Source organism: Pseudomonas sp. YL2, assembly GCF_023063025.1.
Classification (GTDB): Bacteria; Pseudomonadota; Gammaproteobacteria; order Pseudomonadales; family Pseudomonadaceae; genus Aquipseudomonas; species Aquipseudomonas putida_A.
On record NZ_JAJSLU010000003.1, the window covers coordinates 368448 to 385455 of the forward strand.

At 55.7% G+C, this 17008-nt stretch carries 18 protein-coding genes, 1 tRNA gene and 1 pseudogene; 12 read left to right on the forward strand and 8 right to left on the reverse strand.

Going from position 1 to position 17008, the window contains the following annotated elements:
- Positions 1-74 precede the first annotated feature (74 nt).
- A complete protein-coding gene (locus tag LVD08_RS07025; protein ID WP_183781618.1) occupies positions 75-1187 on the forward strand; it encodes an enoyl-CoA hydratase/isomerase family protein in 1113 nt (370 codons plus the stop codon).
- A gap of 65 nt (positions 1188-1252) precedes the next feature.
- On the opposite strand, the gene LVD08_RS07030 is transcribed toward LVD08_RS07025, so the two are convergent.
- Together LVD08_RS07030 and LVD08_RS07035 are read right to left on the reverse strand one after the other, a co-directional pair.
- A complete protein-coding gene (locus LVD08_RS07030) occupies positions 1253-1651 on the reverse strand; it encodes a hypothetical protein (protein ID WP_007963255.1) in 399 nt (132 codons plus the stop codon).
- Between the two features lie 179 nt (positions 1652-1830).
- A complete protein-coding gene (locus LVD08_RS07035; protein ID WP_103368263.1) occupies positions 1831-2079 on the reverse strand; it encodes a hypothetical protein in 249 nt (82 codons plus the stop codon).
- A 373-nt stretch (positions 2080-2452) separates the two neighbouring features.
- On the opposite strand from LVD08_RS07035, the gene LVD08_RS07040 reads away from it, so the two are divergent.
- The 4 genes from LVD08_RS07040 (at position 2453) to LVD08_RS07055 (ending at position 4939) form a co-directional block, all read left to right on the forward strand.
- On the forward strand, positions 2453-2683 hold the full coding sequence (locus LVD08_RS07040; RefSeq protein ID WP_098967655.1) for a cysteine-rich CWC family protein: 231 nt from the start codon (positions 2453-2455) through the stop codon (positions 2681-2683).
- Between the two features lie 33 nt (positions 2684-2716).
- Positions 2717-3409 carry a pseudouridine synthase gene (locus LVD08_RS07045; protein WP_247267801.1) on the forward strand — a complete coding sequence of 231 codons (693 nt, stop codon included), beginning with the start codon at positions 2717-2719 and terminating at the stop codon, positions 3407-3409.
- A gap of 316 nt (positions 3410-3725) precedes the next feature.
- A complete protein-coding gene (locus LVD08_RS07050) occupies positions 3726-4610 on the forward strand; it encodes an alpha/beta fold hydrolase (RefSeq protein WP_027614445.1) in 885 nt (294 codons plus the stop codon).
- A 255-nt stretch (positions 4611-4865) separates the two neighbouring features.
- Positions 4866-4939 (forward strand) — tRNA-Gly (locus LVD08_RS07055).
- 481 nt (positions 4940-5420) lie between these two features.
- Here LVD08_RS07055 and LVD08_RS07060 read toward each other — a convergent pair.
- Entirely contained in the window at positions 5421-6110 is a 690-nt protein-coding gene (locus LVD08_RS07060; RefSeq protein ID WP_247267802.1) for a hypothetical protein, read from the reverse strand.
- Between the two features lie 509 nt (positions 6111-6619).
- On the opposite strand from LVD08_RS07060, the gene LVD08_RS07065 reads away from it, so the two are divergent.
- The 3 genes from LVD08_RS07065 to LVD08_RS07075 all read left to right on the forward strand — a co-directional run bounded on the left by LVD08_RS07065 (position 6620) and on the right by LVD08_RS07075 (position 8930).
- Positions 6620-7267 (forward strand): TetR/AcrR family transcriptional regulator, encoded by a 648-nt coding sequence (locus tag LVD08_RS07065; protein WP_019095803.1) that lies wholly within the window; start codon positions 6620-6622, stop codon positions 7265-7267.
- A 339-nt stretch (positions 7268-7606) separates the two neighbouring features.
- Positions 7607-7963: an MbcA/ParS/Xre antitoxin family protein gene (locus LVD08_RS07070; RefSeq protein WP_019093169.1), complete on the forward strand. Its 357-nt coding sequence runs from the start codon at positions 7607-7609 to the stop codon at positions 7961-7963.
- A gap of 64 nt (positions 7964-8027) precedes the next feature.
- On the forward strand, positions 8028-8930 hold the full coding sequence (locus tag LVD08_RS07075; RefSeq protein ID WP_019093168.1) for a ribonuclease H1 domain-containing protein: 903 nt from the start codon (positions 8028-8030) through the stop codon (positions 8928-8930).
- A gap of 83 nt (positions 8931-9013) precedes the next feature.
- On the opposite strand, the gene LVD08_RS07080 is transcribed toward LVD08_RS07075, so the two are convergent.
- Positions 9014-9805 (reverse strand): hypothetical protein, encoded by a 792-nt coding sequence (locus LVD08_RS07080; protein WP_019093167.1) that lies wholly within the window; start codon positions 9803-9805, stop codon positions 9014-9016.
- Between the two features lie 446 nt (positions 9806-10251).
- On the opposite strand from LVD08_RS07080, the gene LVD08_RS07085 reads away from it, so the two are divergent.
- Complete coding sequence (locus LVD08_RS07085; protein ID WP_019093166.1) at positions 10252-11310, forward strand: tyrosine-type recombinase/integrase; 1059 nt, start codon at positions 10252-10254, stop codon at positions 11308-11310.
- 174 nt (positions 11311-11484) lie between these two features.
- On the opposite strand, the gene LVD08_RS07090 is transcribed toward LVD08_RS07085, so the two are convergent.
- Both LVD08_RS07090 and LVD08_RS07095 read right to left on the reverse strand, forming a co-directional pair.
- Positions 11485-11715: a hypothetical protein gene (locus LVD08_RS07090; RefSeq protein WP_019093165.1), complete on the reverse strand. Its 231-nt coding sequence runs from the start codon at positions 11713-11715 to the stop codon at positions 11485-11487.
- Between the two features lie 49 nt (positions 11716-11764).
- On the reverse strand, positions 11765-12658 hold the full coding sequence (locus LVD08_RS07095; RefSeq protein ID WP_247267803.1) for an HNH endonuclease: 894 nt from the start codon (positions 12656-12658) through the stop codon (positions 11765-11767).
- 52 nt (positions 12659-12710) lie between these two features.
- Between LVD08_RS07095 and LVD08_RS07100 the strand changes: the two genes are divergently transcribed.
- Positions 12711-13352 carry an HAD family hydrolase gene (locus LVD08_RS07100; protein ID WP_019093163.1) on the forward strand — a complete coding sequence of 214 codons (642 nt, stop codon included), beginning with the start codon at positions 12711-12713 and terminating at the stop codon, positions 13350-13352.
- A gap of 109 nt (positions 13353-13461) precedes the next feature.
- On the opposite strand, the gene LVD08_RS07105 is transcribed toward LVD08_RS07100, so the two are convergent.
- Positions 13462-13905 carry a (R)-mandelonitrile lyase gene (locus tag LVD08_RS07105; protein WP_019093162.1) on the reverse strand — a complete coding sequence of 148 codons (444 nt, stop codon included), beginning with the start codon at positions 13903-13905 and terminating at the stop codon, positions 13462-13464.
- Positions 13906-14010: 105 nt separating this feature from the next.
- On the opposite strand from LVD08_RS07105, the gene LVD08_RS07110 reads away from it, so the two are divergent.
- Complete coding sequence (locus LVD08_RS07110; RefSeq protein WP_019095802.1) at positions 14011-14913, forward strand: LysR family transcriptional regulator; 903 nt, start codon at positions 14011-14013, stop codon at positions 14911-14913.
- Between the two features lie 197 nt (positions 14914-15110).
- Here LVD08_RS07110 and LVD08_RS07115 read toward each other — a convergent pair.
- Positions 15111-15752: pseudogene (locus LVD08_RS07115) on the reverse strand (methyl-accepting chemotaxis protein); the annotation flags it as partial.
- Between the two features lie 171 nt (positions 15753-15923).
- On the opposite strand from LVD08_RS07115, the gene LVD08_RS07120 reads away from it, so the two are divergent.
- On the forward strand, positions 15924-17000 hold the full coding sequence (locus LVD08_RS07120; RefSeq protein WP_019095801.1) for a hypothetical protein: 1077 nt from the start codon (positions 15924-15926) through the stop codon (positions 16998-17000).
- Positions 17001-17008 lie beyond the last annotated feature (8 nt).

Below are 17008 nucleotides of genomic sequence, written 5' to 3' on the forward strand. Positions count from 1 at the left end.
TTGATCTGACACAGATCCGGCACTTTCCCGCACAGCGATCATACTGAACGCTCAATTTCCCGATCGAGGTCACGATGAATCTGCACTTCGAAGAACTCACCGGCACCGACGGCGCCCGCCTCGGGATCGCCAGCCTGGATGCTGAAAAGTCGCTCAACGCGCTGTCCTTGCCGATGATCAACGCCCTGAGCGACAAACTGAACGCCTGGGCCAAAGATCCACAAATCGTTTGCGTGCTATTGCGCGGCAACGGCGCCAAAGCGTTCTGCGCCGGCGGCGAAGTGCGCAGCCTGGTGGAGGCCTGTCGCGCCCATCCCGGCGAAGTCCCGCCACTCGCTGCGCAGTTTTTCGCCGCCGAATATCGCCTGGACTACAGCCTGCACACCTACCCCAAACCGCTGATCTGCTGGGGCCACGGTTACGTGCTCGGCGGCGGCATGGGCCTGTTGCAAGGCGCCAGCACGCGGATCGTCACGCCGAGCAGTCGCCTGGCGATGCCGGAGATCACCATCGGTCTGTATCCGGACGTCGGGGCCAGTTGGTTTTTGTCACGGTTGCCGGGCAAGCTCGGCTTGTTCCTCGGTCTGACGGGTGCACATATGAATGGCCGCGATGCGATCGATCTGGATCTGGCCGACCGTTTCCTGCTTGAAGAGCAGCAACCGCAGCTGATCGAAGGCCTGCTGCAACTCAACTGGCAGGAACAGACCGACATGCAGCTCAACAGTCTGTTCAAGGCCCTGCAACAGGAAGCCGTCGGGCAGATGCCCGAGGCGCAGTGGTTACCCCGCCGTCAGCGGATCGACGAACTGCTCGACGTCAGCGACGTCACCTGTGCCTGGAAAGCCATCAGCCTGCAACGCGACAGCAGCGACCCGCTGATCGCCCGCGCCGCGAAAACCCTGAGCGAAGGCTCGCCGCTGACCGCGCATCTGGTCTGGGAACAGATCCTCCGCGCCCGCTATCTGTCGCTGGCCGAAGTGTTTCAGATGGAATACACCCTGAGCCTCAATTGCTGTCGGCACCCGGAATTCAGCGAAGGGGTTCGCGCGCGGCTGATCGACAAGGATCAGAAACCGCACTGGCATTGGCCGGACATCAATAACGTCCCGGACGCGGTGGTCGAGGCGCATTTTCACAAGGTCTGGGAAGGTCGGCATCCGTTGGCGGATCTGACGGTTTACTGATTGCCCGGCAAATCGCAGGCACAAAAAAGCGGCGCTCAATGCGCCGCTTTTTTGTTTGCGGATGATTACCAGCGACCGCCTCGCCCGCCGTGGTCACCGCGGTTACCGTGATGATCACGCCCACCCCGGTCACGATCCCAACCCCCACCGCGGTGGCCGTCCCAACGGCCACGATCATTGTCGTGCCAGCGACGACTCTCATAGTAGCGCGGCGCTGGTTGGTAGTAGCGGGGCGCCGAGTAGTAACGCGGAGCCGGTTGGTAGTAACGCGGGGCCGCCTGATAGTAGCGCGGGGCCGAGTAATAGGTGCTGCCACCGCTGTAATAGGTGCCGCCAGTGTTGTAGTAGGCCGGAGCGGGTGAGGTGTAGACCTCCGAGCTGTAATAACTGTCTGCGTAGGAGTAGGGAGCGCAACCGGCAACGGAAAACATCATCGCAGCAAGTAGAAGAATTCGTCGATACATGGCGGCCTCCTGGACCGCGGGTAGCCGCACCAGCGACGCTGGCAGGCATCAGTCGTTTATTCGGTGACTGACGGAACATCTGACAGCGTTTTCCGAATCTGGTGCGCTTCCGTAACAAGTTGAAACATGTGATTGATGAAATCCTGTTCATTTGGAAAACACTGTCATTCAGCCGCCGATCAGTGGTGCCCACCGTGATAGCCGCGTCCGTAACCGCCGCGATAGCCGTGACCGCCGTAGTAATAGTGCCCGCCACCGTAATAGCGCGGGCCGTAATAACCGCCGTAGTAATACGGTGAGTAATAGCCTGGATAGTAGTAAGTGGCAGGGTAAGCATCGTAAGGACCGGCGTAGTAATAACACCCGGACAGACCCAAGCCGAGCACCGCTCCCAGCAGCACCCGGCGCAACAGTTTGGAAGTAACCATGACGGCCTCCTGAAAGACCTGCGGCCGCAGCAGGACAGCGCAGCCGACACAGTTTTGACTGTCAGGTCCGGGGCAAGTGCCGGGCGCGCAAAGGCTTCAGATCAGCGGTGTCAGTCACACTGAAAATCCTCTGTGGAAGCAGGCTTGCTCACGAAAGCGGTGGGTCAGTGACGAATCACTGACTGACAGGACGCCTTCGCGAGCAAGCCCGCTCCCACTGTTGGCCTGCGTAATGTCCAGGCATACATCGGTGCCACCACCGTACATGCTGATGACACCTTGCATACCCTGCTGTCTCGGGCCGATCATGCGATGTAGCAGGCCAGACAAACTGGCCGTAACCGCAATTGCGTGGAAATGCCTTACTCGTCCTATGCCTGATTCCGACATCAAACCCGACCTCTGCCCGGCCTGCGGCGCGCGCAACGACTGCACCCTGGCTGACCCGCGCACCGCCGACCAGGCCTGCTGGTGCTATGCCGTGAGCATCGATCCGGCAGTACTTGAAGCCTTGCCCGCAGCGCTGCGCAATCAATCCTGTCTGTGCCCGCGCTGCGCGCAGGTCGAGGCGCAACTGCAAGCAGCGGCGCGGCCGATCCCGTAAGATACGCGCCCCTTTATCCGCCGATTCCTGACCATGCGCGTCGACCGTTTCCTCAGCAACCTGCCCCGCTATAACCGTCAGCAGGTTCGCCTGTTGCTGGTGGAAAAGCGCGTGCGGATCGACGGAAAAGTCGTCAGCGACCCGCACAGCGAAGTGCTGGAGTTCAGCCGCGTCGAAGTCGACGAAGAAGTCCTGCAACTCGGCAAACCGGCACGCTACTTCATGCTGCACAAGCCGCCGGGGTGCGTCAGTGCCACTCGCGATCCGCAGCACCCGACCGTGCTTGACCTGATCGATGAACCGGACAAGGACGACCTGCACATCGCCGGACGCCTCGACTTCAACACCACCGGACTGATGTTGATCACCAACGATGGCAGCTGGTCGCGACGCCTGACCCAACCGCAGACCAAACTGCCGAAGGTCTATTACGTCGAGACCGAACAGGAGATCGGGCCGCAATACGCGCTCACGTTTGCCGAAGGCATCTACTTCGCCTTCGAAAACCTGACCACGCAACCGGCGCAACTCGATGTACTCGGCCCGCGAGTGGCGCGCCTGAGCATCGTCGAGGGTCGCTACCATCAGGTGAAGCGCATGTTTGGTCACTTCAACAACAAAGTCTTGTGCTTGCATCGCGAATCCATGGGCCCGCTGTCGCTGGATAACGCGCTAAAACCGGGCGAGTACCGCGCTTTGCGCACCGAAGAGATTCATTTGTTCTAAGCCGGCGACCGCTCAGCAGAAGTTGTCGAACAATTTACCAACGGCACTTGCGCGATCCCCATCCCACTGCTTGAATCAGGACGTCGGCCAAATTGTGACCGATGAGTCACAACATACTTCCAAGAAACTTTTTGCCGGTCGTCAGCCCCTTGGGTTGCGCCTCAGCCGGCAGACTGCCCGCCAATAACAACACCCGTCGACCGTAGTCATGGATCGACATGGGCCAGGCAAATTCCAGGCGTATGCCTACCTGTCACAAAGCTCGTGCAATCTCTATTTGCGCGCATACCCGCTTGCTTGCCAGGAGTCTTATGACATGAGGCCAGAAATCGCTGTGCTGGATATACAGGGTCAGTATCGGGTTTACACGGAGTTCTATCGCGCAGACGCCGCAGAAAAGACCATCATCCTGGTCAACGGCTCGATGGCCACGACTGCGTCGTTTGCACAGACTGTGAAAAACCTGCACCCGCAATTCAACGTGGTTTGCTACGACCAGCCCTACGCGGGCAGGTCGAAAATCCACAACCGCCACGAGAAACATCTGACCAAGGAAGTCGAAGGGCAGATCCTGCTGGAACTGATCGACCACTTCGGCGCCGAACACGTGCTGTCGTTTTCCTGGGGCGGCGCAGCCACCCTGGTTGCCCTGGCCCATCAGCCGCGGCGTATCGAGAAAGCCGTGATCAGCTCGTTCTCGCCGGTGATCAACGCACACATGCTTGATTACCTGGAGCGCGGTGTCGATTACCTCGGCCAGCGCGACGGCGACCGCGTCGGGCACCTGGTCAACAGCACTATCGGCAAACACCTGCCGTCACTGTTCAAGCGCTTCAACTATCGCCACGTCAGCAGCCTGGCCGAGCACGAATACGGGCAGATGCACTTCCACATCAGTGACGTGTTGCACAGCGATCGCCAGTGCTACCTGAATGCGGCGAAGAAGATCAACGTGCCGGTGCTGTTTCTCAACGGCGAATGGGATGAATACACCGCCGCCGAAGACGCCCGGATATTCGGCAACCATGTGGCGCACAGCACTTTCACCACGCTGCAGGCCACCGGCCACTTCCTCGACATGGAGCACAAGGCTGCGTGCCGCGATAGCCAGAACGCACTGCTTGGTTTCCTGAAACCCTCAACGCAGTCGAGCCGAACGCGTTACGCGTTCGTCCAGGATCACCATGCATTGGCCATTTGAAAAAGCGTCGTCGCGAGCGAGTCTGTGGGGCTGAAAGACCAGCATTGATTGTCCTGCAGATTTGCCCGCGAATGACCGTTTTCAATGCTGTAACGCGCTGCGGGCAAAAGAAAAACTTCAAATCTGCGCCCGACTCTGGTACAAAGTCAGCCGCTCTGAGCGGGTATAGTTTAGTGGCAAAACGAAAGCTTCCCAAGCTTTAGTTGAGGGTTCTTATTGGACACGCCGCTTTAGTGCACCGTCGAGGCAAGAAAAGCGGGTATAGTTGAATGGTACAACTATTGCTTCCCAAGCAATCGGTGAGGGTTCGATTCCCTCTACCCGCTCCACCTTCCAGCCAGTGTTTCCGGGCCTTCCAGGGGATTCCCCCCTCAATCAGGAAGCCTCGGAAAGCCTGATAGCAGTCCCTAGATTCAAGCTCCCAAGCCCTCCCTAGAGTCACCAAAATTTGGTGCACCGTCAGCGCCGTCCAGAATCACAAACCGACAGACCATTGCCCCTCGGGCCACCCAATAAACCCCCAAAATCTCATTTCCGTACCAAGCCTGGATCGCCAACCAGCTCATCATCGTGCGTCCCAGAATGGCGCTCCTGAATGCCGCTCCGGACTAACGCGCCAGAGAGGCGCCCAGAGTGCCTCTCAGAAGACGACCCAGAATTCCCGAAAAGGAGTGAGCAGAACGGTCAGCCCTCCCCCTCGAAAATCACCTCGACGTCGACAGGGCTCCAAACGACCACCAGCATTCATTCCAATGTTCAGTCGTTCCCCACCTTCCAATAGTGCTCCTGAACATGATCACGATAGCGCTCCTAACCACGATCACGATCACGCTCACGTTCACGTTGGCGGTAGCGCTTTACAAAGGTGGATTCGATCAAATCTTCAACTCCCAGCCCTAGCCCGCAGTTTACCAACGAAGCCATAGAACTATCGGTCAGTGAAAAGTCATCGGGAATAAAACCGATATTCTCCACCCTATTCCTATCAAGTTCTGCTTCAAATGCTTTCAAGAAGTCCGCCAGCCCAGGGCGACGAGCTTCAGTTGCTGCATTTGCAGCGGAGTCATCCGCAACTGTTACTGCATTAGCCGCATTGATGCCAATCTGTGCCACCACCTTACTTATGGAAGGCCAATACTTGAGATCATATTGATAGGTCAAGCCATCTAACTTCTTCTTCAGGTGAGACCTGAAAAGCCCATTATCCTCGGAAGCATCGTCAACGACATCCATAACATGGTAGTAAGTATCACTACTAAAACTAGACTTCTCTTTAACATGAGTGCGCTGCGAGAGCAGTTCCGAGAGCAACTCTGAAACTTTTGCAATTCGCACATTCAACTCCGTGAGCTTGTCCCGATCCTCGCGAGCTTCTTTAATCTTTCCAGGATTCCAGGAGTACACCGCAGTTGTGAAAACGTCGAAGGAAGAATGATGCCAGCGCCCTAGGCTGTTCAGCCAACGCGGCGTGAAGCTCCACGTAGACATCAGCAAGCTCACTGGAGCGTCCTAGCAGACTTTCAATGATCCGATTGGTACTGCGCCAGATACCGTGCTCCTCGTTGTATTTAAAGTCCTCACGCAAAATATTTTCACACGCTTCGACTGCAGCAGAACGACCTTTAACATCCATTTTAAAAACCTCAATTAATTGATAATCCGATGATAAGGCCTCAGCAGTGAGGTGTCGGTACCTATCCGAAAATAAATCTCACCGTTACGGGTACCCTCAGCGCGAACCATCCATCAACCATCAACCATCCAACCCGAGCAGAGCATAAGCCCAACCATCAAACCAAAGCCAAAGCTGAAACCAAAACCAAAAGCGAAGCGGCAGATAATCAAACAGCGACCCTGTCCAAATAATCCGGCATAACTAATCCCACTCATCAAGCCCAGCAACCCAATCAGCTTTACTTTACATCCCAGTAAAGCCGTTCACACAAAACATGGGTGGCGAATCACATCTCTTTCAGTAACACTTAACCTACTCTGCACAGGTAACCGAAATGAACGTAGCCACTTCCTCCCCAGTCGACGAATTGCTCAACCCAGGCGAGAGCGCCTCTCGTCCAGTCCGGATTTTGGCCGCAGCGGGCAGGATGTTCATCGAGCACGGGTACGAAGGGGCCAGCATGGAGGAAATTGCCAAGGCTGCAGCGGTGACCCGCCAGACTCTGTACAACCGCTTCCCTGAAGGCAAGGAGTCGCTCTTCGTGGCGGTGGCAGAGCGGATGTGGAAAGCCTTCTCCGTCATGAACGTGGCAACGGATGAGCGCGCGCTGGCTGACCCGAGGAAGGGCCTCATGCAGATCGGCACCGAGTTCGCATGCTTCTGGTCTGGCCCGACCGCCGCCGACTTCCTACGCATGGTCATCATGGAAGGCCGACGATTTCCTGTGCTAGCCGATCGATTTGACGAGGTTATCCAGGCGCCGGCAATGACCGTCATCAGCGACTATCTGGCCGAACTGGCACGCAGAGGTGTCTTGGCAGTTCAAGAGCCTGAAACCGCCGCCCGTGACTTCATGGAGACACTCGATGGTCGAGTTCTCTGGAAACAGGTTAGAGCCAACAGCGAGCCCCTAGCCCGCGAGGAGATCGAGCAGATCGTGGAGCGCACCGTGGACGCTTTCCTGCGATCGCTCCGGCACTGAAATCCACCAGATCAGCGAAAGGCCTGCAACCAGCCGCACAACTGCACCACACACCGCAGGCCGCTCCACTCCCTGACATCTGAGCCCTGATGCCCCTGGGCCCCTACCGAGAGCCTCCCTACTGAAACCAAGCCACTTAGCCCACACAGCCCACACAGGTCTGACTCCAGGTAGAAGATCACTCAATGGCTACAGGGGAACCGCCAGGGTCTGATCATCTGCGTCGTACTTCGCCTGCAGCAGGACTCATGGGAAAGCTCGGGGGAAAGTGCGAAGCAAAGGCAAACCCGATCCGGACGCTGCCATAATCCGGATACTGAGCCCACCCAAGGAGTCGCCATGCTGATCGAGCTCGATCTGAACCATAATGAGGCGCAGGCCCTGCTGCACCATTGCAGAGAGCACCAGCCAAGCTCTGATGATTTCCGAGAAAATGCTCGCCTCAGAGAGGCCTTGGAAACGCTCGCAGAGGCCATCAATGACGCGATGAGTCCAAGGGGGGAAAGCCCGGAGTCGTCGGAAACGATTGACCCACGGTTGCTTGATGCAGCGATGGCAATCTTCGGTGACAAGAAAAGTGCGGTGGACTGGCTATCGAAACCCTCACGAGCGTTGGGAGCGAAACGCCCGAGGGATGCCCACATCGACGACGCCTTGACACTTCTTGGGCGCGTTGAGCACGGGTTCGGTGCCTGAAAGCATTGCGAGGTCTGCAGATCACCCCGCAGGCGGATTAAGTGATTCAGGGAGGTTGCACAGGATGGCGAAGAAGCCGAAGTTCTACGCTGTTGTCCACGGACGGAAACTCGGGATTTTCAATAGCTGGGAAGGTGGGGCTCGCTTGTCCATTGACCGCTTTCCGGAAGCGAAACACCAGTCGTTCGCAACGCTTGAGCTCGCTGAAGAGTGGTACCGCCAGAACACCCCCACGCCAGGCTCGAACCACTCACCGGTTTTTCACTTCAGCACGCAAGCGTCCGCGCAACTGCCGACCGTCACTCCTCAACAGCCTCAACAGCCGACCTTGGACGGCGTGGTTGCCAAGGACTATGTCGTCTATTTGATCATTGATCCCGTAACGGAGGAGCCGTTATACGTGGGGCAGACAGGCGACTTCGAAGGCCGGCAACGAGGCCATCTTGGGAAAGCCAATCACGACTGCAAGCGCGCGGCAGCCAAGATCGCCCAGATACTCGATGACGGAATGACCCCAGCATTCAAAGTCGTGGAAACCTGCGAATCTAAAGAGGCCTCATTGGAGGCCGAGACACGCTGGATCGAGCACTGTACCGCCAGGGGTATCACGGTTTGGAACCGCACGAGGGAGCATCGCCAAATCCAAGCTTTGCACATGAAGCCCAGAGTCGAGTTTGATCGAATCATCGGGGACGGCCCCTTCACCCTCGGCCCTTACCAATACGACTCCAGGTTTGAGCTAAAGAACAAGCTCAATGCGTTCCTGGCCAAGTCTGCCCAAGGTGCGATACAGCTGGGCATGGCCACCGAGAAGCTCAGGTTGATCTGGAACCTCACCCGCCAGGCAGGGGAAGTCAGCGAATTTCGCATCGTCAAGAACGCATCCAAGCATCAGCTCGAAGCAGTCCTAGTGTCGGGATCAACCGTGGATTTTGACTACGGCGCCGCGATCGACCGCCTCCCCTAACCGAGTGCAACCAAGCGGCAAGATCAACCTCCCTCGGCAGCACCGGCATCCGAGCGCATGTAAAGAAGGGCACCTGATGCACCTCAGTCACCTCCACCAAAGACCGGGTTATTCAAGCCTAGGAAGTCCGCCATCCAAGTTCGCTCCTCGTCACTGGGCTCGTAAGAATAAGCAGTCTTTCCCTCAACTTGTTCAGGCAGTTCACGCCAATATCTTGGTTCAGCCACACTATCCAGAAATACCAGCTCGCAGGACACATAGCACATCCATATCCCTCCAGTCAGGAACTGAATATTTAACTGCAACGACTCTTCAGTGCCTGTGTATTCACGAATGGGTGTGAACTGCTTATGCAAAGTTCCAATATGCGTAAACTCTCGACTCAGCAAGCCGTAGATATGGCCGAATGGAGGGAATACGCGCTTGGCACTGGAAACGGCACGCGGAGACTCAAATTTGTGCTCTTGGTACTTTTGAAAGTCTTCCGGAAATTGCATGAGATGTAGGGCTACGGCCATGGTTTCAATGGCTGATCGCACGACCGGCCCAGGCTGCAAAACGAAGCCACCCCGAAGCATGTAGGCCGCGCCAACCATGGAATTCAGGGCATTGGAGAGGAGTTCTGCACACGCCATGCGAAGCTTATCTTCGTTGCGTTCGGCCCTGAACATCCCCGATGCCCAGATAGCGGAGCAATGGGCGAAAAGTGCACTCATTTTTTCAAGGTCAGCACTGTGTAGCGCATCAAAACTTTTAGCAATTCTATCAGCATCGCGAGTTATCTGATTAATGAGCATTGACCTACGAAACTCGTATATCTTCTCGTTAGCCGGGTCAAAAACCACTGCACAAGTATCAGGATGCTGTTCCCACATAGATCATTCCTTGTTCGTTAAGAGTCTTCAACCTGCGACGCTGATACCTTTATCCGCCACCCCATGCAAGCGAACCGGCTCAGGCAATAGGGTGCTGAAGCAAATAAAAATATAACTCAGCAATCAATATCAGCAGAGCCCATCCTGTGAAGCATAGCTCGCAACCCAGGACAGTTTCCCGGTTGCCCCCTGTACGATGACTTCCATCAGGGCAGCCGAATAAATCCCTCTCACGATCAAGCCTAGCAAGCCGGCAAGCCTGGCAAGCTGGCAAGTCCCTGAGTGTTGATCAGCACCTGAAGCGATGCTACCGTATCGACCACGGTCTTCCTGGATCGAGCGGTCGGCATGCAAAGCCTTTGCGCCTCAGGTGTTTCTCCCCTTCTTTCGCACGCACTTCGACAATTGTCAGCGGGCAGCCGACACCGAGACATTGGAGAATTGCCATGCGCGTTCCGGTCTATCCCGAAGATCTGCTCCCCCAAGCCGCCTTCAAAAGACTCGCCAAACTCATCCAGAAACGATGGCCAGGCCAATCACCCGTCCAGCTCTCTTTTGCCCGAGAGACCCTGTCCAAGGGACTAGGGTATGCCAATTACCACGATCTCATGAAACAGTCCGCCATCTGGCCTCGGGATGCAAAAACGCCTGCCCTGAGTACCACGCACACCCAGCTCGCGGCTGAGATTTTTTCGGTATTGGCCTTGGCGAACGACACCTCAGTACCGCGCAGTGTGCTCGACCCTTTTGTCGAGACGCTCCCGTTGAAAGTGCTTAGCACGTTCAAGGAAGTTGCCTCACGAGGCGTGGAGGTGACCAAGATCCCGATGCCTGATTTCAACCAGACTGAAATCTGTCCTTTGAACACCACCGCCCCAAAATCAGAAGTCCCGCGCTACACGTGTCCACCTATAACGCACAAGCCATCGAAGCTCCAGGCCATTGCGTTGGGACTGGATGTCTTCACTCACAGTGATGCGATCAAGCGGATCGTCGATAACTCAGGAAGCCTTCGCGACCGGAGCCTTTTTGCATTGCTGGAGACAGGGCTTCGGGGGCACGTCATCCTTGGTGCCAAGGTTTCCCAGGTTGTCAGCTTGGAAACCCAAATGCCTTCGAGCAAGGAGATGTCCGTTGAGATCACGAAAGCAAAACCACCACTACCTCTTGCGAACACAGCAGTAATCGAGAAGTACATCAGGGAGGAAAATCTCTCTGCCGATGACTATCTCTTCCCGAGTGATGACCGAAAGCAACCCATGTCGACATCGCAACTGCTTCGGATTTTTCAGTCGTGGGAACGAGAAGCTCAACTCCCCCGCGCAAAACTCACGCCAAGCACCTTGAGACGGGCAGCTATGGCACAACTAGCAGCGTCCACCCCACCGCAACAGCCTGGCAAGCGAATCGCCGATCAGCTGGGTCACTCTTTTAGTTCCATTACCGAACACTACGTTTCACTCACTACAACAGCCGTTGATGCGGCCTTGAAGACTGCCAAGTAAACCGGGAAAGCCTCTGAGTCTTGAAAGACCCAGGGGCACATGGGAAGACCGTGAGGACTAGGATGGACGACCCACATCTAACAGCATGCTAGGCCTGGGCACATAGAGCTGCCTGAGCGCTTCAATCGGCGAGCCTTGGGGTAGTGACTTCCAAGGCTCGTTACGCGCGATACGTTACTCGTTGTCTCCGAACGTCAAATCCAACGCAGTCTCCCACGCTTCGCCTAGCTCAAGCGTTGCCACCTTTCTGATGAACTCATCAATGATGGCTTCCTGCTCCTCCTCGGTCTGTGCAGCTCCGAGCTTGCCGTTCAATTCTTGAGTGAGTCGGCTGCGATTTTCTGCATGGCTCTCGATGCTCCACTGCTCAAGCACACGATCCAATGCGGCTTTGTTTGCAGCCATCGTGCGTGAGTGTTCCGTCCTGAACGATTCCGGTGTCCTCGGGAGGTAGCTAGAGGGTGCTATCCCCTCGATCACGAACCGAGCAGGGCTCATTGATCGAGGATTGATGGCTAAACCTCGGAAGGGAATGCTCAAATCCCGAGAGCTCTGCGCCAATGCACTTATGGTGGGGCTCGATCTTCGAGATGGTTGGCCACGGGTTGACGAAATCCCACCCGCAGAACTCGTTGATGGCCGGCTCGCCACAGATGATCGCTTCTCTCACATCAGGATCTATGACTGCGCGGGCCCGCTCATTACCGTACAGCAGCACAAAGCCTGCAACAGCCGACTTTGCGATGCATTTCCACACCTTTATGCCATCAAACTTCGAGCCCAACTTGATTGGCGGCACTTTCCGCTCAATCATCATCGCGTTCGAGAAATCCGCCTGCAGCTTGCGCTTGTTCAGGATTGATTGTACCCGCTTGGCCTCGGCTTCATTCGGGACACTCAGGTTCAAGACACTCCCAACCTGGAGGTCGCTCGGCACCTTAGGTGGCCTGATGAAGGGTATGAACCCAGGGGCTAGATCGAACGATGCGCCCTCTTCCAACACACCTGCATTCGCGATCGTGGGCGGAGGTTTTTTCCGACCTGTCCAGATTTGGAGACCATTTCGGACATGCTCAAAGGCATCAGCCAGGGCGTCATCAATCTTGCCAGTCTCTTGGCCTGCAAAAGCATTGTTGCATTTCGTGCAGGTGGCGCGAGGGGTGATCAGACGGCCCCCCAGAGCGGACAGAAAGATGTGTTCATCGCTACCAGGGTTCAGGTCGACATCGCAGAATAAGCACTTTTCCATTTTTTGAGAGGCTTCCAGGTACGGTGGGATCGGTGAAACGAACTCGGAGCTAACCTTTTTACGATGCGGCTCAGATAAGCCCAGTAGGCCCGGATACACGGTATCATTTCTGACCGCACGGGCAGTCGCCCTCGTTGATCAAGGCGCTCAAATGTCCGTCAAATTTGTCCTCTTCGATGCCTTCGGCACGCTTGTCCGCATCCCCAAAGCTACCCACCCCTACCGTCAGATTCTCAAGGAGGGCATCCGCCAGGGTCGCAGGCCGCGACCAGATGACCTTCACCACATCATGGCTCGTGCTCTGAGCCTGAGCGATGCGGCAGAGCACTTCGGGATCAAGATCCCTGCAGATCGCATGGCCGAGATTCAAGGTGCCCTGGAAGCAGAGCTGGACGGTATCGAAGCCTTCGACGATGGGATTCGAGCCGTCGAGCGATTGCAGGCTGAGGGCATCAAGATTGCCATCGCGTCCAATTCGGCAGCCCCATACGCAGCGCCTGTCCGGCGTCTGTACCCAACCATGGATGCCTATGGCTTCAGCTTCGCTGTTGGAGCCCTGAAGCCCCAGCCATTCCTGTATCGAGCTACTTGCGAACTCATGGGGGCAGAGACCAGCGATGCCTGTGAAGAAAACGCTGTGCTGATGATTGGCGATTCCGAAAAGTGTGACCGTGACGGCCCTATGGCCGTGGGCATTCGGGGATTTCTGCTGAACCGTAATGGGGGTAAAGATTTCGCCGACCTCGATGAGTTTGCCGAATACGTATTGAAGGTGTCCCGCCCCATCGCTTAGCTCGGAACAAGCGCGCCCAGATGCACAAATTTATCTTCGCGATCTGGGCTCGGGGAACCCTGGCTGCCCGTTGATCAACAGTCGTGGTGTGCAGGGGTGGATAAGAGACTCAGTCCTTCTTGACCGGCCCGGCCAGGTAGGTCTCGTCGGTCACAGGCTCAAGCCAGTCCACCGGCTTCCCATCCAGGAATTCGTTGACAGCAACGTGTTGCATCCCGGTGGTGTCGGTCGCTCCATGCCAGTGGCGACGACCGCAGTTGCACCAGATCAGGTCGCCCGCTCGGATCTCGGTCTTCGGCCCATTCTCGCACTGAGTCCAACCCACGCCATCGGTGACCAGCATTGCCTGGCCCAGCGGGTGGGTGTGCCAGTTGGTACGGGCGCCTGGTTCGAAGTTCACAACCGCTATGCCGATGCGAGCAGGTGCGGGCGCTGTAAAGATGCGATCAATGCGCACGCGCCCCGTGAACCAATCAGCGGGCCCTGGAATCGCTTTGCTCGAACCGGCACGGAAGACCACCATGTCGGCATTGGAGTTGTTGGTTTCAATCATTGCGTTTTACCTCTCATCAAAATTGTCGTTGAAACCAATTTAACAAGCGCGCTTTAATTCGATAATCGGTAAAATCAATAATTCGGTTTGAAGCTGAGCTTAATAATGAAGGGAGACAATCTTAGGGATTTGGCGGTGTTTGTGGCAGTCGCCCAGGAAACCAATTTCACTCGTGCAGCTGCGCGCCTGGGGGTTTCGCCTTCGGCTGTGAGCCAAACCATCAAGGGCCTTGAGGAAGGGCTAGGCGTACGTCTGCTCACGCGTACCACCCGCAGCGTTACTCGCACGGAAGCGGGCGAGCGTCTTCTACGGGATATTGCTCCATTGCTGGATCAGATCGATGGCCACTTGGGCACGCTGACGGAGCTGGGGGATCATCCGTCGGGCACGGTGCGCATCACCGCTGATGAGGTCACAGCACGCTACGTTATTTGGCCGAAGCTGCGACCGGTGATCGAAGCATTCCCAGACGTGACGATCGAGTTGATCACGGACTATGGGTTGACGGACATTGTCGCCGAACGATTCGATGTAGGCGTGCGACTGGGGGACACCATTGATACCGACATGGTGGCGATGCCCATCGGGCCGCCTCTGCGCATGGTAACCGTGGCCTCACCTGCCTACCTCAAGCGTTATGGTGTGCCCGAACGACCAGAAGATTTGATGACCCACCGGTGTATCAATTTGCGGTTGCCTACGCATGGCGGACTCTACCCTTGGGAATTCACCAGCGAAGGCCGTGAATTTCGGGTCAGGGTACAAGGGCCTCTGATCATGAATAGTTCAGTTCAGATCCTTGAAGCTTGTTTGGCTGGGGTGGGACTAGCGCAGCTTGCCGATGCGCACGTTCATGAACACATCGAGAGTGGCGCGCTTGAAGAGGTACTGAGGGAGTGGTCGGAAACCTTTCCTGGTCTGCACGTTTATTACCCAAAAGGTCGGCAGCAGACCGCCGCTTTCAAGGTGGTTCTGAATGCGCTCAGGAGCGATGAGGCGCCGGTCTGACAGGGGAACCGAGGTATTTGGCGCTCTCACCCCCGCGCTGCTGAGTGTCTCGGTGCTACGAAGAAAAACCCTGCAGGATCGTGCTTTGATGCGCTCAGCTTTGATCAACCCTGCAAGGTGAAACAGGAAGCCGGACTGCATGCACCTGGTCGCTTCAGCGTTCCGGTGGTACGTGCCTTCCACATTGCGAACTGGTGTTAGATGTTGAACTGCTTCACGAGCCGATTGAGCTCGACTGCAAGCCCGGTGAGCTCAGAGGTCGCGATCGCTGTTTGGCTGGAGCCCTCTGACGCTTGGTGTAAGAGGTCTCGGATACTCACCAAGCTTTGATCCACTTCCCTGGCAACCTGCGCCTGCTCTTCCGAAGCGGTTGCAATCAGGACACTGCGCTCGGTGATGTCGTGGATGGAAGCGGTGATTTCGACCAGCGCCGTGTCAGCACCCTGGGCGGTATCCAGGGTTCTTTGGGCTTGGGTGTTTGTCTGATTCATTGCCGAGACGGCAGCTTCGGTGCCCTTCTGAATCGTGCTGATCATCTGCTCGATCTCGCTGGTGGATTGCTGCGTCCGATGCGCCAAAGCCCTCACCTCATCTGCCACAACCGCAAACCCCCGACCCGCTTCACCTGCCCTCGCCGCCTAGATAGCAGCATTCAGGGCGAGCAGGTTGGTTTGCTCTGCAATCGCGCGTATTACATCCAACACCTTACTGATGTCGGTTGCCATGACGGCAAGTCCCCGCACCTCTTGCGACGCATCCCCGACGTTTTCAACCATCAGGGTGATTGCCTGAACGGTTTCATCCACGCGTGCACGTCCTGCTAGAGCTGCTGAGTTGGAGCGGCTAGCGGCCTCAAGGCTCATTTCGCCGGGTGGGAATGGGTGACCTTTCAGGTAGAAAACACGCCAGCCTCTGTGGTATTGATTCATCGTGCTCTGATTGAGGCATGGATTGGCGTCGTAACATGTTTTGACAAAAAACATTATAGCCGTGCAAACTAAGGATGAATCATGCCTATTGGCGAGATGAGTGTTTTGGATAATGGAAACCTTCGAATAAATACCAGTGACCATGGTACTGTCACGCTTACTCGCTGGACGATAGAGCCACTAAACCTTGCCGACCTAAACAACTTCAGAGATAACCAATCCATAGAAGTAAACTTCACAGACATTGAAGTCTTGGAAGATGACTCTATTACAAGCATTACGGTAAAAACACGGATCCCTGACCTTCTTCAGTCATATTGCTTGGTAAAAGGGGGCTGGTTACCGCCTGGTTTCGGGATGATCAAGCGGCTTATGTTTGCAGACCGGAACTTCATAAGCAGACTAGGCAATTACTTTGATAACGATTTGGCCAAGAAAGAAAGCCTTGCTGGATGGTTTGACGATTTAAAACACTTCAACATGAGCCTTGATATACTTCCGTACGCAATGGAAGCAAACAGGCAGCAGTTTCCTACTAAGCAAGAAATTTCAAGCCAAGCCCAAGAGGCCAGGCAGAAACTTGAAGTTTCTGCTCCCGGCGTTCCTATTACGCAACATGAAATACCTGTCGAGGATTACGCGTGGCGGATCTTATCGCACGTGAGACCATTAATAGAAAACCGCATGGCATTCCTCATTGAGGTTGCGCCTCACGTGAAAGCCTGCTTCGCCACAGATAAAGTGATCGAGCGCTGGAGGCGCATTGCGGGGATAGCTACCAAATACAACTTACAAATAGATGTGGTTACGCTTTTAGCACTGATTGGAGTTTCTGCCCCACCGAAAAACTCGCCGGGCCTAGGTGTTTTAAAAATCACGCACCCCTATCCAGAAAAATCAGCATATAACGCTTGCCTAGACATCACCATCATGGAAGTCTTCTTAAATCTTCAGAAAAAAGACCCTACCCGCTCTTATGGTATCATTACCAGAGACGCGCCACTTGCTCGTTTTGGTGGGATTTTAAGCTCGCTGTACTACGGTAAATCTGAGAATGGCAGACTAACTCTATCCGCCTGCATTCCTGACGATCTAATCGAAAATAAAGACCCCGTGCTTCGCGAGGAGCTCCAAAGACTCCTCAGCGATAAATCCTAGCTTTGGAA

Bases quoted from the DNA above. Each gene is read 5' to 3' on its own strand.
- LVD08_RS07025 (WP_183781618.1), top strand. From the start codon at position 75: ATGAATCTGCACTTCGAAGAACTCACCGGCACCGACGGCGCCCGCCTC.
- LVD08_RS07030 (WP_007963255.1), bottom strand. From the start codon at position 1,651: ATGTATCGACGAATTCTTCTACTTGCTGCGATGATGTTTTCCGTTGCC.
- LVD08_RS07035 (WP_103368263.1), bottom strand. From the start codon at position 2,079: ATGGTTACTTCCAAACTGTTGCGCCGGGTGCTGCTGGGAGCGGTGCTC.
- LVD08_RS07040 (WP_098967655.1), top strand. From the start codon at position 2,453: ATGCCTGATTCCGACATCAAACCCGACCTCTGCCCGGCCTGCGGCGCG.
- LVD08_RS07045 (WP_247267801.1), top strand. From the start codon at position 2,717: ATGCGCGTCGACCGTTTCCTCAGCAACCTGCCCCGCTATAACCGTCAG.
- LVD08_RS07050 (WP_027614445.1), top strand. From the start codon at position 3,726: ATGAGGCCAGAAATCGCTGTGCTGGATATACAGGGTCAGTATCGGGTT.
- LVD08_RS07065 (WP_019095803.1), top strand. From the start codon at position 6,620: ATGAACGTAGCCACTTCCTCCCCAGTCGACGAATTGCTCAACCCAGGC.
- LVD08_RS07070 (WP_019093169.1), top strand. From the start codon at position 7,607: ATGCTGATCGAGCTCGATCTGAACCATAATGAGGCGCAGGCCCTGCTG.
- LVD08_RS07075 (WP_019093168.1), top strand. From the start codon at position 8,028: ATGGCGAAGAAGCCGAAGTTCTACGCTGTTGTCCACGGACGGAAACTC.
- LVD08_RS07080 (WP_019093167.1), bottom strand. From the start codon at position 9,805: ATGTGGGAACAGCATCCTGATACTTGTGCAGTGGTTTTTGACCCGGCT.
- LVD08_RS07085 (WP_019093166.1), top strand. From the start codon at position 10,252: ATGCGCGTTCCGGTCTATCCCGAAGATCTGCTCCCCCAAGCCGCCTTC.
- LVD08_RS07090 (WP_019093165.1), bottom strand. From the start codon at position 11,715: ATGGCTGCAAACAAAGCCGCATTGGATCGTGTGCTTGAGCAGTGGAGC.
- LVD08_RS07100 (WP_019093163.1), top strand. From the start codon at position 12,711: ATGTCCGTCAAATTTGTCCTCTTCGATGCCTTCGGCACGCTTGTCCGC.
- LVD08_RS07105 (WP_019093162.1), bottom strand. From the start codon at position 13,905: ATGATTGAAACCAACAACTCCAATGCCGACATGGTGGTCTTCCGTGCC.
- LVD08_RS07110 (WP_019095802.1), top strand. From the start codon at position 14,011: ATGAAGGGAGACAATCTTAGGGATTTGGCGGTGTTTGTGGCAGTCGCC.
- LVD08_RS07120 (WP_019095801.1), top strand. From the start codon at position 15,924: ATGCCTATTGGCGAGATGAGTGTTTTGGATAATGGAAACCTTCGAATA.